At 66.0% G+C, this 14,398-nt stretch carries 17 protein-coding genes; 5 read left to right on the top strand and 12 right to left on the bottom strand.

Annotated elements, in window-relative coordinates; genetic code table 11:
* Window positions 1-63: 63 nt before the first annotated feature.
* Window positions 64-243 carry an SRPBCC domain-containing protein gene (locus ACH438_RS03475; RefSeq protein WP_397000667.1) on the bottom strand — a complete coding sequence of 60 codons (180 nt, stop codon included), beginning with the start codon at window positions 241-243 and terminating at the stop codon, window positions 64-66.
* Window positions 240-509, bottom strand: a complete 270-nt coding sequence (locus tag ACH438_RS03470; RefSeq protein WP_397000665.1) for an acyl carrier protein — start codon at window positions 507-509, stop codon at window positions 240-242. The genes ACH438_RS03475 and ACH438_RS03470 overlap by 4 nt, the downstream gene beginning before the upstream one ends.
* 76 nt (window positions 510-585) lie before the next feature.
* On the opposite strand from ACH438_RS03470, the gene ACH438_RS03465 reads away from it, so the two are divergent.
* Window positions 586-1,509: a MerR family transcriptional regulator gene (locus ACH438_RS03465; protein WP_397000663.1), complete on the top strand. Its 924-nt coding sequence runs from the start codon at window positions 586-588 to the stop codon at window positions 1,507-1,509.
* A gap of 18 nt (window positions 1,510-1,527) precedes the next feature.
* Here ACH438_RS03465 and ACH438_RS03460 read toward each other — a convergent pair whose 3' ends face one another.
* Complete coding sequence (locus ACH438_RS03460) at window positions 1,528-2,343, bottom strand: DUF899 family protein (RefSeq protein WP_397000661.1); 816 nt, start codon at window positions 2,341-2,343, stop codon at window positions 1,528-1,530.
* Window positions 2,344-2,512: 169 nt separating this feature from the next.
* On the opposite strand from ACH438_RS03460, the gene ACH438_RS03455 reads away from it, so the two are divergent.
* On the top strand, window positions 2,513-3,298 hold the full coding sequence (locus tag ACH438_RS03455) for an alpha/beta fold hydrolase (RefSeq protein WP_397000659.1): 786 nt from the start codon (window positions 2,513-2,515) through the stop codon (window positions 3,296-3,298).
* Here ACH438_RS03455 and ACH438_RS03450 read toward each other — a convergent pair.
* Complete coding sequence (locus tag ACH438_RS03450) at window positions 3,295-3,834, bottom strand: GNAT family N-acetyltransferase (RefSeq protein ID WP_397000657.1); 540 nt, start codon at window positions 3,832-3,834, stop codon at window positions 3,295-3,297. The genes ACH438_RS03455 and ACH438_RS03450 overlap by 4 nt on opposite strands.
* A gap of 140 nt (window positions 3,835-3,974) precedes the next feature.
* Here ACH438_RS03450 and ACH438_RS03445 point away from each other — a divergent pair, with 140 nt between their 5' ends.
* Both ACH438_RS03445 and ACH438_RS03440 read left to right on the top strand, forming a co-directional pair.
* Window positions 3,975-4,700 carry an LppP/LprE family lipoprotein gene (locus ACH438_RS03445; protein WP_397000655.1) on the top strand — a complete coding sequence of 242 codons (726 nt, stop codon included), beginning with the start codon at window positions 3,975-3,977 and terminating at the stop codon, window positions 4,698-4,700.
* A gap of 104 nt (window positions 4,701-4,804) precedes the next feature.
* On the top strand, window positions 4,805-5,692 hold the full coding sequence (locus ACH438_RS03440; protein WP_397000653.1) for a class I SAM-dependent methyltransferase: 888 nt from the start codon (window positions 4,805-4,807) through the stop codon (window positions 5,690-5,692).
* A 187-nt stretch (window positions 5,693-5,879) separates the two neighbouring features.
* On the opposite strand, the gene ACH438_RS03435 is transcribed toward ACH438_RS03440, so the two are convergent.
* Complete coding sequence (locus ACH438_RS03435; protein ID WP_397000651.1) at window positions 5,880-6,758, bottom strand: esterase/lipase family protein; 879 nt, start codon at window positions 6,756-6,758, stop codon at window positions 5,880-5,882.
* 170 nt (window positions 6,759-6,928) lie between these two features.
* Here ACH438_RS03435 and ACH438_RS03430 point away from each other — a divergent pair, with 170 nt between their 5' ends.
* A complete protein-coding gene (locus ACH438_RS03430) occupies window positions 6,929-7,141 on the top strand; it encodes a hypothetical protein (RefSeq protein WP_397000649.1) in 213 nt (70 codons plus the stop codon).
* Here ACH438_RS03430 and ACH438_RS03425 read toward each other — a convergent pair.
* Genes ACH438_RS03425 through ACH438_RS03395 form a run of 7 tightly spaced genes read right to left on the bottom strand, consistent with a single transcriptional unit; the run spans window position 7,093 to window position 14,394 of the window.
* The gene (locus ACH438_RS03425) at window positions 7,093-8,349 is read right to left on the bottom strand and encodes a TetR/AcrR family transcriptional regulator (protein WP_397000647.1); all 1,257 of its coding nucleotides are present in this window, start codon (window positions 8,347-8,349) and stop codon (window positions 7,093-7,095) included. The two genes, ACH438_RS03430 and ACH438_RS03425, sit on opposite strands and share 49 nt — an antisense overlap.
* A gap of 47 nt (window positions 8,350-8,396) precedes the next feature.
* Entirely contained in the window at window positions 8,397-8,993 is a 597-nt protein-coding gene (locus ACH438_RS03420; protein WP_397000645.1) for a hypothetical protein, read from the bottom strand.
* An 11-nt stretch (window positions 8,994-9,004) separates the two neighbouring features.
* Entirely contained in the window at window positions 9,005-10,183 is a 1,179-nt protein-coding gene (locus tag ACH438_RS03415; RefSeq protein WP_397000643.1) for an MCE family protein, read from the bottom strand.
* Window positions 10,180-11,286 (bottom strand): MCE family protein, encoded by a 1,107-nt coding sequence (locus ACH438_RS03410; protein ID WP_397000641.1) that lies wholly within the window; start codon window positions 11,284-11,286, stop codon window positions 10,180-10,182. Before ACH438_RS03410 ends, ACH438_RS03415 begins: the two co-directional genes overlap by 4 nt.
* Entirely contained in the window at window positions 11,283-12,389 is a 1,107-nt protein-coding gene (locus ACH438_RS03405; protein WP_397000639.1) for an MCE family protein, read from the bottom strand. Before ACH438_RS03405 ends, ACH438_RS03410 begins: the two co-directional genes overlap by 4 nt.
* Window positions 12,389-13,375, bottom strand: coding sequence for an MlaD family protein (locus ACH438_RS03400; protein WP_397000637.1), 987 nt, complete (start codon window positions 13,373-13,375; stop codon window positions 12,389-12,391). The genes ACH438_RS03405 and ACH438_RS03400 overlap by 1 nt, the downstream gene beginning before the upstream one ends.
* A complete protein-coding gene (locus ACH438_RS03395) occupies window positions 13,372-14,394 on the bottom strand; it encodes an MCE family protein (protein WP_397000635.1) in 1,023 nt (340 codons plus the stop codon). The genes ACH438_RS03400 and ACH438_RS03395 overlap by 4 nt, the downstream gene beginning before the upstream one ends.
* Between the last annotated feature and the right edge of the window lie 4 nt (window positions 14,395-14,398).

The raw sequence follows: 14,398 nt of genomic DNA, 5'->3' as shown, positions 1-14,398 counted from the left end.
CTCTTCGTTGTAGTTCTTGGACATCGGGTAGATCTTCTCGCTTTCCCTGGTCTGAGACCAAGATCAAGCGTGTCCACTACCCGGGGTCAAGGCCCCTGTGGCGCCGATGGAGGTTGTCGGGCGGAGCAGCCAGCGTTCCAAGAGGTCCGGGTCGGTCAGTGCGTGCCATACGGTGGTGGGGGGTTCGGGGTAGAAGGCGTCCAGTTCGACTGCGGCGGGGTTCAGGTGGTGGTCGGCGATCATTGGTGGGCTTCCTTGATTTTCGCCTCCATCTGCTGGACGTAGGTGGTTGCGTCGCCGACGGTTATGAGGGTTTGGAGGTCCTGGTCGGGGACTTTTACTTTGTACTTGTCCTCGAGTTGTACGACGATTTCTACTAGGGAGAGGGAGTCGATTTCCAGGTCTTCTGTGAAGGATTTGTCGATTGTCACTTCGGAGGCGTTGATGCCGGTGACCTCCTCGATGATTTCGGCGATGCCGGCGACGATTTCTGCTTGCGTGGTGGGCACGGGGTTCTCCTCGGTGTGATCGGATGTGCGCCAGTACGCTAAAAGCTCCAGTGGGGTGGAGGTTCAAGAGGTTGTGATGGGTGACACAGGCGAGGGGCTGGTGAGTATCGGGGAGTTGGCGCGGCGTAGCGGGCTTTCCGTGCGGACGATCCGGTTCTATTGCGATGAAGGGATTCTGGAATCGCGGCGGAGTGCGGGTGGGCATCGGATGTTCGATTCCGCCAGTGCCACCGAGCGATTGGTGCTGGTGCGGCGGTTGCGGGCGCTGGGGCTGGGGTTGGGGTCGATCAGCGCGGTGCTGCGTGGGGAGCGGTCGATCGAGGAGGTCGTTGCTGCTGAAAGTGCGCGGCTCGATGTCGAATTCAGGGCGCTGGCGTGGCGGCGGGCTTCGGTGCGGGCCGTCGAGAATGCCGGGCCGGCACAGCGGGCGGAGCGGCTCGCGTTACTGGCCGCTGCACAGGATGGTGGTGCGGCACACGATTGCCTGGTCCGGTTCTGGCAGCGGATTCTCGCGCCGGTACCCCGGAGTGATCTCGATATCTGGTTGTACTGGAATGTCCCTGAGCCACCTGCTGATCCGTCCGTCGACGAGGTGGTCGCGTATGCGGAGTTGGCGGCTCTCGTCGATACTCCCGGCTTGAACAGCGCTGTACGGCAACAATATTGGCGGCACCGGCCGGAATCGATCCGCGACCGCCGCGGGCTGTATGCCGACGTGGGTGAACTATTGACCGATGTGGTGCCACTGGTATCGGCAGGGGTGCCGCCACGTGCCGGCATCGAACTCGATCGGTTCGTCAACGCCCATGCCGGTGCACGAGGGGAATCCGATTCCCCTCGTTTCCGCACGCAATTGCTGACGGACGCAACCGATACGGACCACCGTATTCATCGATACTGGGCTCTCACTGGTCAGCTTCTCGGGCCACGTGTCACCGTGGGGCCGACTCACCACTGGCTGTACGACGCATTGGTCCGCACCACCGATACTTCCGAATAGGCGTTATACCTGGGATTCTCAGTGCTCTCCCTGCCGGCCGAGGGTCTGCACGGGCCCCGCGCCCGGCCGAGTCCATTGCGGCACAGGACGACTCGTCTCACCCCACACCGCATTGCCCTCCGCATCCGTGCGCCAGTACCAGCACGCGTGATTACCCTCGGGCCAGCCTTCGGGGCTGTCCTGCCACGCCTCGCGCCGCCCGTACGGCGTCATATCGAGCAGCGCGAAGGTGCCGCTGAACACCTCGTTGCCGCGCCCCGTCGTCGAGTAGGTGAGGAACACGCGGTCCCCGTCGCGCAGGTAGGAGGTCATGTAACCCATGCTCCCGCCGACCGGTTCGCCCACTCCGCGCACCGAGTACCAGGGCAGCGTGTACCCCATGAATTCGGTGAAGGCGGCCACTTCATCCCACTCGCCCACGGTGACGATGGCGAGCGAGATGCCGCGCGCATCGAGGTAGGCCCCGAGGTCCTTCAGATGCCAGGCCGCGTTGGTACACCCCTCGCACTGCCCCTGATGCGGCGCCCCGTCCCACCACATGTGCTTGTAGACCAAGAGCTCGTCGCGCCCCTGGAACAGATCCAGGAACGGCACGGCCCCCTCGGGTCCGACGACCTCGGTCTTCCCGTCGAACTCCACCATCGGCAACCGCCGCCGCTCGGCGGCGAGCGCATCACCCGCGCGCGTATGCGCCTTCTCCCGGACCAGCAACTCGTCCCGAGCCGCCTGCCAGGTGGCGAGGTCGACGATCGGCGGGCGGCCGGGCAGCACGTCCGAGTCGTTGGGAATGGTCGTCATGGTGTCCTCCAGGTTTCCGATGCCGGGCAGCGCCATACGACGTCCTATGACGCTCACCAGAAGAGACGCCCGCCGCCACCGAAATTCATCGCCGCCCGCGGCCCGGATATCGCGTCAGCGCACGCATCAGGCCGGCGTCAGCCCGATATCAGCCCGGTTCGCGAAAGTTCTTCCTGTCAGCAACGCCAACGGCAAAGGAAAAACAATGAACACGCAGCTCACCACCACCGCCTGGACCGGCCAGGTCACCGTCGAGGACACCACCCTCGCCGTCACCGACACCGGCGGCGCCGGCACCCCCGTCCTCTACCTGAACGGCTCCTACGCCGACCAGTCCTCCTGGAAGCGCATGATCGCCGACCTCGGCCCCGGCTACCGCCACATCACCTTCGACGAGCGCGCCCGCGGCAAGTCCGGCCGCTCCGCCGACTACTCCTTCGAGGCCTGCCTCCGCGACGTGGACGCCGTCCTCGCCGCCCGCGGTGTGGAGCGCGCGATCCTGGTCGGCTGGTCCTACGGCGCCCTGGTCGCCGTGCACTACGCGGACCGCAACCCCGAGCGTGTCCTCGGTGTGGTCTCCGCCGACGGCGCCCAGCCCTACGGCCTGACCGACGAGGCCGGAAAAGAGCGGATCCGCAAGCTCTTCCACGGCATGCGCTACTTCATGCCGCTGCTGCGCCCCCTCGGCCTGGCCGCCCGCATGAGCGCCGACCAGCACGCCGAGATCAATATCGAACTCAACGAGCTCTGCGCCGCCCTCGCCCCGCTGCTGGAGCGCCTCACCTGCCAGGTTCGCTACGTCCTCGCCACCGGCGCCAATCTCGGTGCGGCCGCGGAGGAAATGGAAGCCGTCCGCGCGTCTCTCGACCCGGTGCTGGCCGCCAACCCGAACCTGAAGGTCAGCGCGAAGGTCCCCAGCAACCATTCCAAGCTGCTGGCCAAGGACTTCCATGCTCTCGCCGACGCGGTCCGCGAGCTCAGCGCCCGCTAAAGATCCACCGCCGCAACCTCATAGATGATTTCCAACCCGTCCTCCTCGTCCATCTGCTCGCCGACTTCGACGAACCCGTACTGCGACACCAGTCCGTACGAGGCGAGATTGTCGGGGCTGATAGTGACGCGCACCGTCCGCACCTCCGGTTCGCGGGCGGCGCGTCGGAGGAGCGATTCCAATGCCGCACGCGCATAACCTTTTCGCCGATGCTCCGGCTCGACCGCGTACCCGATTTCCACCATCCCCGCCGCGTCGGGCGGCCCATGATACCCGGCCCGCCCCACCACGAGATCCCGCTGCTCATCCCAGATGGCCCCGGTGACCCAAGCGGCGCTCCCCGGATCCTCCCGCACCTGCCGATCCCGCCGCTCCCACAACGGCTGCCATTCCGCCCCGGCGAAATGATCCGGCAGCGGAATCGGACTGACAGCATTGGCCGCCGCCAGATCCCCCCGTGCGAGCGCCTCGAGGACCGGCCCGTTCAGATGCACGATCCGCACGGCCGGAAGTTCGCCGTTCCGATATAGAGACATGAATCGACCCTCCCATATCTTGTTGGTGCCCATGGCTTTTGGGGCATCTATCCCGGCGTCCCCGGGTAACACCGTATTCGCCCGCCTCGATGATCATTGTGTCCTTCCGTTCGGAACGGAAGTCGAATCGAGGGGATTCCATGAAAGCCGACTCTGTGCTGTTCGCTGCGCTCACCGCGGGCCTGCTGGTCACCGTCACCGCGTGCGGGACCGCTTCGAACCAGGCGGCAACGCCCACGTCGTCGCCCGGCAGCGTGTCGCAGGGAGCGCAGCCGCCCCAGGCCACACGGGCAACGCAGCCCGCACCGCCCGGGCAAGCCGAGCCGTCGTCCCCGGGCGACTCCGACCCGACGGTGGTGGCGCCGGTGACGACAACGAATCCGGTTGCGCCGCAGCCGCCCGCGGTAACCCCGCAGCCGCCCACGGTGGCGCCGGTGACCTCGGCGGCGCCGTACGGCAGCGGGCACGGACTCTGCTTCGATCTCAATTCCGCCCTGTCGAATACCGCCATCAAGAGCCTGGCGGCCCCGCCCGTCGGAGCCTGGACCAACCCGTCGGCGAGCAATGACCACATCTCCGACGGCTGCGACGGCGTGCTGTCGTGGATGACGGTGGAATCGGGCAATATCCACCCGTATACGCATGTCCTCTTCTTCACCAACGGCACCTATCTGGGCACGGCGACCGCCAAGCCGTACGGCTACACCGAGATCGTCGGCAAGACCACGAACACGGTGTCGGTGAGTTACCGCTGGGCGCAGCCGCAGGATGCCCTGTGCTGCCCGTCCGGCGGTCCCAGCCTGGTGACCTTCACCCTGTCCGGCGGCAAGGTGCAGGCCAGCGGCCAATTCCCGCCCTCCAGCTGAGCCTGGTTGCCGGGTAGTTACCAGCGGGGGAAGATCGAGAGTGGTGCGGTGGATGGGGCCGCACCGAATTCTGCTGTGATAGTCGGCGAACCGTGAGGTGGGACATGCGAACTGACGGGGACAGCTGGGACATCGTGACGAGTGTGGGGCTGACCGCCCTGGGGGTTGCTACCTTCCGGGCATTGGAGTCGGCCGAGAGCGTGCCGATGATTCGCGACGACTACGCGACCTTGTTCGTGAAGGCCGCGGGGGAGCCGCATTTCGTGAGCATGCTGGCCGATCAGGCCGCCATGGGCGGCGCCCGCCGCTTCGGCCGTTTCATGGGCGTCCGCACGAAATTCTTCGACGAATTCTTCGAGGCGGCCTGGCAGCGGGGCGTGCGGCAGGCGGTGATCCTGGCCTCCGGCCTGGACGCCCGCGCCTACCGGCTGGATTGGCCGCCGGGCATGGTGGTGTTCGAGATCGATCAGCCCCAGGTGCTGGCGTTCAAGGACCAGGTGCTCACCGACAACCACGCGGTACCCAGGGCCGATCGGCGCGTGCTGGCGGTCGATCTGCGCGATGATTGGCCCGCCGCGCTCATCGCGGCCGGTTTCGATCCCGCCCGCCCGACGGCCTGGTCCGCCGAGGGCCTGCTGCCGTTCCTGCCGGGCACCGCGCACGACGCTCTGTTCGAGCGCATAAACGCCTTGTCCGCACCGGGCAGCAGCGTCGCGACGGACGATTTCGCCCGCGGCCTGAATCCCGACCATTTCGTCAATATGGCGGAAAAGGCGTTCGGCGCCAACCCTTTCGGTGACCTGGACGTCGGCGCGCTCTGGTACGACGACCCGCGGGCCGAGCCGGGAGCCTGGCTGTCCGAACACGATTGGTCGGTCCGCAGCACCACGCCGTACGACCTGGCCGTCGCCTACGGCCGTCCGATGGCCGATCTGCCCGCCGAGGTCGTCGACCTGACCCGCCTGATGTGTTACGTGACCGGCACGCGCTGACCGCAAAGGCGCAGGGCCACCGGTGCATTCCGCCCCGGTGGCCCCATTTCGCACCCGAATACACGCCGCGGTGTGCCGTCCACCTTTCCCTGCCGGACCGGTGCGCCGCGGCGTCCAGGCACTGTCGAGTATCCAGCACCGAGCCGGTCGGCGGGTGGGGTATGGGTCGGTCTGTGACGCCGGAGCCTCAGCTCTGCAGCTGATCCAGCACCCACCCGGCGGTCTGCGTGCTGGACCGGATCAGCGAGTGATCCACCGGATCGGCCCCCGGGAACAGATCCTCGTAGACCGCATTGGTAACCCCGGGCTCGTCGATCAGAGAGCAGGTGACGGCCGGCGTCGCGAGTTGATCGTTGCGCGTGGCGATTACCGAATATCGCACCCCGGGCTGCGTGACATTCCCGTCGAAGATGGCCTGGTACACATCGGAAGTCGGCGCCATCTCGGTGGCCACCGCCATATCGGGCGACAGCGATCCCAGCACCGACGCCAGGAACGGCAGCGCGGTCAGCAACTGCACCGGTGTGATCGGCGGATTCTTGATCCCGAACGGAGCGAGCAGCCCCGCGCCGTCGCACCCGCGCGATTCGGGTGTGATGAACACGGCGTGGTGCACTGCCGGTGCCCCGCCGAGCACCTTCAGGTAGTCGTTGGTGACGACCGTCCCCGCCGAATGCGCGACGATATCGACCTGTTCGGCACCGGTGGCCTGCCGCACCTTCGCGACGAATTCGGCCAGCTGATGCGCCTCGGCGGGAATGTCTCCGGCCCACCGTTTCCCGTTCACGATCCCGCCCTGGAACAGCAGCGTGCAATTGCCCGCCCCGCGCAGCGCCCCGAGCATGGTCGCCCATTGCGCATCGGTGTCCGTGGTGTTTCCGTCCCCGCCGGGCAGCACGATCACCGGATTCGGGTGCGCCGCTGTCGGTCCGCAGTCGATCGGTGGTTCGATGGTGGTCCCGGCCGGCAGGGCGGCCGCCGCGGGCGTGGTCGCCGGCCCGGGATCCGCGGTCGCGGTGGCCGTGCTCGCGAAAATCGCCCCCACCAGGACGGCGGCGAGACTCATCCCAATTCTCATGCGTGGAACTGCCTTTCGAGTCGTTCGAGTGCGGCTCGATTATTCACGAAATTCGACTCGCGCTCTCTGCTTGCTGCAATAGCGAATGATTGGCAAATATATTGCTCAGAGGCGGACCGAATTGCCGTGATAGTCCGGGAAGTGCGGAGAGGAATGCCATGAGCAGGACCGATACGTTGGAACCGAACCACGCCGGGCTCTATTGGGACCGGGACGGCGACATCTGGCAGCGCGAGGACGTCGGCTGGCGTCTCATTCTGCAGAGCGGCGTCGCCGTCGATCCGATCTCGGTGTGGGAGTGGGATGCCGGGTGCGTCCGCGATTACGCGCCCTTCACCCCTGTTTCACCCATTGCGGCGGCGGGCGGATAACCGAAGAGCACGGTTTCCATCAGGCGGATGACCCGTTGCTGTGGGCAGATCTGCCGGCTCGGGGATTCGGCGTCGGAATCGTCGAATACCCGGCCCAGATCGACCACCAGTCCGAAGGCGGCCTGCACCAGAATGCGGGCCTCGCCCTCCGAGAGTTCCGGTCGCACCGCCACCAGCAGTCGCACCCATTCGGCCACGATGAGCCGTTGCACATTGCGCAGCATGGTGCGTTCCTCGGCCGAGACATGACCGAATTCGGCGTAATAAACGAAAGTCAGTTCCCGTTCGGCAAACGACCCGGCCACATAGAGATCCACCAGCTTGGTCAGCGCCTCGGCGGGCGTGGGCGAGGAGGCCACCGCCGGCCCGATCGCCCCCGACACCCGATCGGCCGCCCGCCGGAAGGCCGCGGCCAGCAGATCGCCCTTGCTGCGGTAGTAGCGGTACACCGCCGAGGCCGCGGACAGATCCGCCGCCGCCGCGATGTCTTCCACGCTCACATTGGGATAGCCGCGCTCGTGGAACAGTTCCACGGCCTTCTTCAGCAGCAGTTCGTGTTTGAAGGAGAGCGGGATCTCCACCGCGCGCGGCGGCCCGGGATCGGTGCCGGCGGGCGGCAACTCGGTCGCGATGACCGCCGCGCAGGCCGAATGCAGCAGGGCGGTCAGGGTTTTGGCGGGCAGTGCCGCGTGATGGTCGCCGATACTGGAGATCACGCTGAGCAGCGTGACGGCCCGTACGGCCCGGTCGTGCCCGTCGAGTTCCGGCCGTACCTCCCCGATCAGCCGCCGCAGCGTGGTGATGGCGTACGCGAATTGCTCGTCCAGGCCCTGTTTGTCGGTGGCGTCGAGGTAGCGCCCCTCCCAGCGTGCCAGCGCCACCGTGGACCGATTGGCAATGGTCTCGCCGATGAGCCGGTCGATGATCTGTGAAAGGCGCTGCGCCGGCGGCAGGTCCAGCGCTTCGGGTGGCAGGGTGGCGGCGTCGGCGGTGATGGCGCCCAGTCGTAGCAGCTCCTCGCGGAAGAGCGCGTACTTGCTCGGATAGTGCCGATACAGCGCCGCGGAGCTGATCCCGACCCGCGTCGCGATGTCCTCCATGCTGACGCCGTGGTACCCGAGCGAACCGAAGGCCGCCGCCGAGGTGGCGGCGATCTGGGCACGCCGGTTCTTCGGCCGGCGCCGGATCACCCGCTCCTCGACACTCATGTCAGCAATGGTAGCGACCTGGTCGTTTGCGGAATCTTCCTGTCCCGTCAAGGCTGCTGCTTCCCCAATGTCGAATCGACCTTGTTCACCAGCCACCGATCCCCGGACCGCTGCAACCGCATCACCATGGCCAGCTGCCCGGGCGCGGGCTTGCCCTGTGTCCCCAGACTGGTGATGGTCTGCCCGATCACCACCACCGCCTCCGCCGAATCCTGATCCCCGCTGCGAATCGCGCACTGCACATCCGTCGCCTTGGACACCACCTGTCCCTGCACCAGCACGTCGCGCAGGTCCTTGCTGGTGGAGTCGAACTGGGTATGCCAATCCCCGGTGGCGCCGTCGAGTACCGATTTGAAGTAGTCGTCGAGATGCGCCGCGTCATAGGTGGCCAGTTTGGGCGCGTACTGACACGCCGCCTCCTGCGCCGAATCTCGCGCGTTCAGCAGCGCCCGCTCGTCGCGGCTCTGGGTGTAGAAATGCACGCTGGTGCCGATGGCTCCGGCCAGCACCAGCGCCGCGCCCGCCCCTGCCGCTATCCGCCTCCGACTCACCCTGGGTAAGCGACGCGGCCGAAGCTGTTTCACGACCGCGATTTTCGGCTGCTCGTCCGCGAGATCGGTTGTCCCGGTGTCGTTGTCACTCATGATCGTGGCTCCTATCGGCCCGAATTCGGCTGGGAGAGTTCGTTTCCGGTGGCGCCGGGCGGCATGGTCGCACCGTTGTCGGGGACGTCCGGCCGCGGCGCGTCGGCGGAACCGCGGATCTGCAGCGCCGGATTGCCCGTGACGCAGTAGTTGTAGAGGCGCACCCGGGTATCGGCCGTAATCTGCGTCGGGACAACCGGAATGGTGTCGTATTCGCAGGTGGGCCGCGGCCACGGATCCACGAGGGTGTTGTAGGCCCCGTCGTGCGCGGGGATGCCGAGCGCCTCGGAACCTGCCCGCAGCGCGGGGAACAGCGCCGCGATGGCCGGGGCACGCAGCTGCGCAGCCTTGGTGATGGCGACGAAATTGGTCACCAGCGAGGTCACCGGATCCCGATTCCTGGTGACGAAGTCGCCGAGCGTGCCGAGCTGACCGGGCCCCTGTTGCAACAGCTTCCGCAATTCCTGATCGGCCGCCGAGAACTGATCGAACAGCACCCCGCCCGCCGAGGTGAGCGTGCCCAGATCGGGCTGGGCGTGCTGGGTGGTGTCGGCGATGACCTCGAGATTCTCGAGCAGCTGCTGCGTCTGCGGCAGCAGATCCGAGAGTCCGGACATGGCCCGGCTGATCCCGGCGATCATATTGCGCAACCGATCCGGCCCACCGGCCAGCGCCTTGTCCAGCTCGTCGATGATCACGTTCAACCGGTCCGGATTCATCCCGCCGATGAAATCGCTCATATTGCTGAACACCGACTGGATCTGCACGGGCACAGCGGTATTCGCCCGCGCCACCACCGATCCGTCGTGCAGGTACGGCCCGGTGTCGGAGTCGGGCCGGAAGTCGAGGTACTGCTCGCCCGCCGCCGAGAGCCGCCCGACGGCCACCGACCCGCCGACGGGTATCCGTGCCGAATCGTCGATCTGCGCCACCGCCGCCACACCGTCCCCGGACACGTGCACGTCGGCGACCTTCCCGACCCGACTGCCCCGGAAGGTGACGTCATTGCCCGCCGACAGCCCGCCGGAGGACTGCAACTGCACCGTCACCCGGTAGGTGTGCGGAATCGGGTTGAACCGCAGCACATATCCGCCGATGTATCCGGCCCCGATCACCAGCACCACGATCAAGCCCAGATTGGCGATCCCGATGTGATGCCGCACCACCCATTGCCACAGCGGCGAATTCATCGACCGCCTCCCTGCGGTTGCTGCGGGGGACTGTTCAGCCGCCCGATGACCTTCTCCAGCACCTGCTGCAGACTGCCGATGAAGGCCGGGACGTCTCCGGCGTTCGGCCATCGGCTGCCGCTCGGATCGGTCAGCGCTCCCACATCCAGGTAGGACACGGTCGCGGCCACGGCCAGCGCCGGCCCCCGGATGCTCGCCATGAGCGAGGGATAGATCCCGTGCAGCCCGTCCAGCGCGGGCGCGAGCTGATCACTCTTGGCGAAGCTGGACATGAGCGCCTGAATGCTGTTGAACAGCCCCACGAAATCCCCGCCCGTGGTCTTGCTGAAGTCGCCGAGCGCATCGGTGGTGACCGCGACCTTGTTCAGCAGATCCACGATCTGCTGATTGTTCTCGCTGAACAGCCCGAGCAACTGCGGGAAAGTATCGGCGGCGGTCCCGAGTTCGGCCTTGCGCTGCGCCAGATCCCCGGACAGCGCGTCCATCCCGCCCAGCACCTGGTCGATATCGGTGGTGCGCTGGTTCAAAGCGGTGATGACGCTGGTCAGCTGGGTGAGCAGATGCGACAGTTCCGGCGCCCGCCCCGCGAACATGGAGTTCATCTGGCTGGTGATCTTCGCGGCCTGCTCGATCCCACCACCGTTGAGCAACAAGGAGATCGACATCATGAGCTGCTCGACCGAGGCCCCCGCCGAGGTCTTGTCGGTCCCTATGGAGTCCCCGTCCTTCAACGGTTCACCGGCCTCCCGCGCGGACGGCAGTGTCATGGCCACGAACATGTCGCCCAGCGGAGTCGCTTGCCGCAGTTGCACAGTCGTGCCTTCAGGCAGCTGAATATCCTTCCGGATGAGCATCTGCACATCAGCGATGTAGTTGGTGGTCTTGATCTTGGTGACCACTCCGATATCGGTCCCGCCGATCTTGACGTGCGCATGATCCGGCAGATTGAGCGCATCGGTGAACGCCGCGTGCACGGTGTACCCGGGCCCGCCCAATCCGGGCTTGGGCATGGGTATGTTGTCGACGGTCACGGCACAGCCGGTGGCCCCGCCGAGCGCGGCGACGGTGACCAATGACGCGAAAACGGTTGCGCGAATTCTCATTTCAGATTCACCATCCCGAGCATTGCGGCGGCGAGCCCGAAATCGGGGCCGAAGTCCTCGATCTTCCCGGTGCGGCAGCCGTCCGAGCGCATCTGGATGCGCTCGCAGAAGGTGGACAGCGCCTCACTGTCGAGCACGCTCTTGTCGAGCAGCCCGTGCAGTCGCAGCGCCTGCCGGTCGCGACTGGTGGCATTGTTCAGGTTCTGGAACATGAGCGGCCCTACATCCACGATCTCGGTGAGTCCGCGTGCATTGGCCCGCATCTGATTGCTGATGGCGACGAAGCGGCTCAACGCCCCGCCGAGCTGATCGCCGTTCTGCCCCACCAGCGAGGCGGTATCGGTGACGAAATCGTCGAGCTGACCCAGGACCGCCTGCAATCCGGGCGCCTGCTGCCCGAGCAGACTCACCAATTCGGTGAGCCGGCCGCTGAAGTCGCGCACCGTCTGGTCATTGCTCGCGATGACCTGCGTGACGTCATTGAGTTTGACGATAGTGTTCGCGATCTGGTCCTTGTTGGCGAAGCTCACCTCGAAGGCCGAGGACAGCGCGTCCAAGGTCTCGCGCAGCTTGTCTCCATTGCCATTGAGCAGCGGGAACAGCACCCGGCTCGCCATGGGCCCGGTCTGATCGTCGCCCTTCAACGCAGCACCCAGCTGCGAGAAATCGGCCAGAATCCGATCCAGTTCGACCGGCACCCGCGTCCGCGTGATGGGAATGTACGCACCATCGCTCAACGTGGGCCCACTCCCGGTATAGGCGGGGGAGAGCTCCACGTGCCGGTTGGTGATCAACTGCGGATTGACCAGCGCCGCCATGGCATCCGCCGGAATCTTCACGCTCTTGTCCAGCGACATGGTGACCCGCACATAACTGCCCTCGGGCTGCACGGATTCGACGGTCCCGATCGGGACCCCCAGCACCGCGACATCATTGCCCGCGTACAGCCCCGCCACATTCTCGAAATCCGCGCTGACCTTCATCCGGTCGCCCAGATACTGCTGCGGCAGCGAGGTGATGGAATCGGGCAGCAGCCCGCATCCGGAGGTCAGCAGCAGGGCGCCGGTGAGCGCCGCCAATTTGAGCCGATGTCGAAGTCTCATCACTTGCACCCCTGAATGGCCTGCGCCGCGCACAGCCAGTTGTCCGGGAAGATCCACGGCGCGTAGACATTGCCGTAGGGCCCGTCGCCGAGCACATTGTTGAACTGCCGCAGGGCCACCGGCATGGTCTGATACAGCTTGTCGAGATTGGCCTTGTTCTTGGTGAGGCCGTCCGACATGGTGTTCAGATCGGTGATGAGCGGCGCGAGCCGGTTATTGTTCTCCAGCCCCATCTGCTGCAACAGTTTCGACAGCGAGGCCACATTGTCGAGCAGTTGCTGCAGCAGCGTCTGCCGCTGCTGCACCGCATCGCCGATGGCCTGGCCGCGGGTGAGCAGCATGAGCACGCTGTTCTGATTGTCGGAGGCCAGCTGCGACACCGTGTCCATGCCTTTGAGCAGCTTGTCCACTTCGTCGCGGCGGTCATTGATCACCTTGGCCAGCGCCCCGACGCTGTCCAGCGCCTGCACCGCGAGCTGCGGGGAATCGCCCATCTGCTGATCCACCAGATCCAGGGCCTGCCGCAGCTTTTCCGGATCCAGTCGTTCGATGCGCTCGAACGATGCCTTGTACTGCGGGTCCTGAATGACCTTGCCGAGGTTGTAGGGCACCGACGTGTGATCGAGCTTGATCCGATTGCCCGGCAGCGCTTTTCCCTTGCCGGGTGTCAGATCCACATGCAGCCGGCCCAGAATGGTCGTCATCTTGATGGCCGCCCGGGCATCGTCGCCGAGGTCGATATTCCGGTGCACCCGCATATCGACGAGCACCTTGCCGTTGTCCAGCTTCACCGCGCTGACCTGCCCGACCTCGATACCGGACACGTCCACGGTCGCCCCGGACCGCAGTCCGGCCGCCTGCTCGAACTCGGCGTGAATGGTCTTGTCGCCCAGCTGCGCCCGCTGGATGAGCGTCGACCCGGCGAGCAACAGCACGACGAATGCGGCCGCCAGCACGCCGAGGCGCAGAAACCGATTCCGGATCATCGGCACACCTCCGAATGGGATTGCCCGCCGATCTGGTCGAACAGTCCGGGCGGGAACAGCACGCCGTACAGCGAGACATCCAGGCTGCAGATATAGGCATTGCCGTAGGTGCCGTAGCTACTGAATCGTGCGACGGCATTGAGAATGTCGGGCAGCTCCACGGCCGCCTTGTCGAGCGAATCCCCGCTGGCCAGCAGTAGCGTGACCCCGTCGGTGGCATCGGTCTGCGCCTTGGCGATGCCGGGTTTGACCTGGCTGACGATATTCACCAGCGAATCGGTGGCGGTGGCCACGCGTTCCACCGACGATTTCAGCGCGGTCCCTTGCGAATACAGCGCATCGGTCAGCGACCGGGCCTGGGTGATCAGCGTCTCCAGCTGCCCGCTGCGATTGGCCAGCCCCGAGATGACGCTGCTGAGATTGCTCACCACCTGCCCGAGAATCTGATCCCGCTGCCCGAACGTGTCCGCGAGCTGCGCGGCCTGGGTCACCAGTGCGCTGAGCGAGACCCCGTTCCCCTGCAAGGCCTGAATCAGCGTCTCCGACAGCGAATTCACTTGATCCGGCTGCAAGACACTGAACAGCGGCTCGAAGCCGGACAGCAGGGATGACACGTCGAAGGACGGTTCGGTCCGTTCGAGCGGAATCTGCGCACCCGCCCCCACCGGCTGCCCGGCATCCTTGCCCGGGATGAGCGCGATATACCGCTGCCCGATCAGATTCTGGTATCGCACCAGTGCTTTGGTGGAGGTGGTCAGATGCTGATCGTCCTCGATCCGGAAATCCACCCGCGCCTGGTACTCGCCGGTGAAGTCGATCTTGTCGACCCGCCCGACCCGCACGCCCGCCATCCGGATGTCGTCCCCGATCCGCAGCCCGAGCACATCGGAGAACACCGCCGAATAGTGGTCGGTCCGGCCCGGCACCGAGCGCTGCAGGGTGGACCACATGGTGTAGCTCAGCACCACCGCCACGATCGCGAACAGCCCGAAACCGGCCAGTGCCCGCCCGGATTTCATGGAA

This window comes from Nocardia sp. NPDC020380, assembly GCF_044386975.1.
Lineage (GTDB): Bacteria > Actinomycetota > Actinomycetes > Mycobacteriales > Mycobacteriaceae > Nocardia.
The sequence above is the reverse complement of the archived record's forward strand: the minus strand, read 5'-3'. Positions and strand labels throughout refer to the sequence as shown.

Bases quoted from the DNA above. Each gene is read 5' to 3' on its own strand.
- ACH438_RS03450 (WP_397000657.1), bottom strand. From the start codon at position 3,834: ATGTCTCTATATCGGAACGGCGAACTTCCGGCCGTGCGGATCGTGCAT.
- ACH438_RS03395 (WP_397000635.1), bottom strand. From the start codon at position 14,394: ATGAAATCCGGGCGGGCACTGGCCGGTTTCGGGCTGTTCGCGATCGTG.
- ACH438_RS03405 (WP_397000639.1), bottom strand. From the start codon at position 12,389: ATGAGACTTCGACATCGGCTCAAATTGGCGGCGCTCACCGGCGCCCTG.
- ACH438_RS03460 (WP_397000661.1), bottom strand. From the start codon at position 2,343: ATGGCGCTGCCCGGCATCGGAAACCTGGAGGACACCATGACGACCATT.
- ACH438_RS03435 (WP_397000651.1), bottom strand. From the start codon at position 6,758: ATGAGTCTCGCCGCCGTCCTGGTGGGGGCGATTTTCGCGAGCACGGCC.
- ACH438_RS03425 (WP_397000647.1), bottom strand. From the start codon at position 8,349: ATGAGTGTCGAGGAGCGGGTGATCCGGCGCCGGCCGAAGAACCGGCGT.
- ACH438_RS03420 (WP_397000645.1), bottom strand. From the start codon at position 8,993: ATGAGTGACAACGACACCGGGACAACCGATCTCGCGGACGAGCAGCCG.
- ACH438_RS03440 (WP_397000653.1), top strand. From the start codon at position 4,805: ATGCGAACTGACGGGGACAGCTGGGACATCGTGACGAGTGTGGGGCTG.
- ACH438_RS03410 (WP_397000641.1), bottom strand. From the start codon at position 11,286: ATGAGAATTCGCGCAACCGTTTTCGCGTCATTGGTCACCGTCGCCGCG.
- ACH438_RS03465 (WP_397000663.1), top strand. From the start codon at position 586: ATGGGTGACACAGGCGAGGGGCTGGTGAGTATCGGGGAGTTGGCGCGG.
- ACH438_RS03400 (WP_397000637.1), bottom strand. From the start codon at position 13,375: ATGATCCGGAATCGGTTTCTGCGCCTCGGCGTGCTGGCGGCCGCATTC.
- ACH438_RS03475 (WP_397000667.1), bottom strand. From the start codon at position 243: ATGATCGCCGACCACCACCTGAACCCCGCCGCAGTCGAACTGGACGCC.
- ACH438_RS03445 (WP_397000655.1), top strand. From the start codon at position 3,975: ATGAAAGCCGACTCTGTGCTGTTCGCTGCGCTCACCGCGGGCCTGCTG.
- ACH438_RS03430 (WP_397000649.1), top strand. From the start codon at position 6,929: ATGAGCAGGACCGATACGTTGGAACCGAACCACGCCGGGCTCTATTGG.
- ACH438_RS03455 (WP_397000659.1), top strand. From the start codon at position 2,513: ATGAACACGCAGCTCACCACCACCGCCTGGACCGGCCAGGTCACCGTC.
- ACH438_RS03415 (WP_397000643.1), bottom strand. From the start codon at position 10,183: ATGAATTCGCCGCTGTGGCAATGGGTGGTGCGGCATCACATCGGGATC.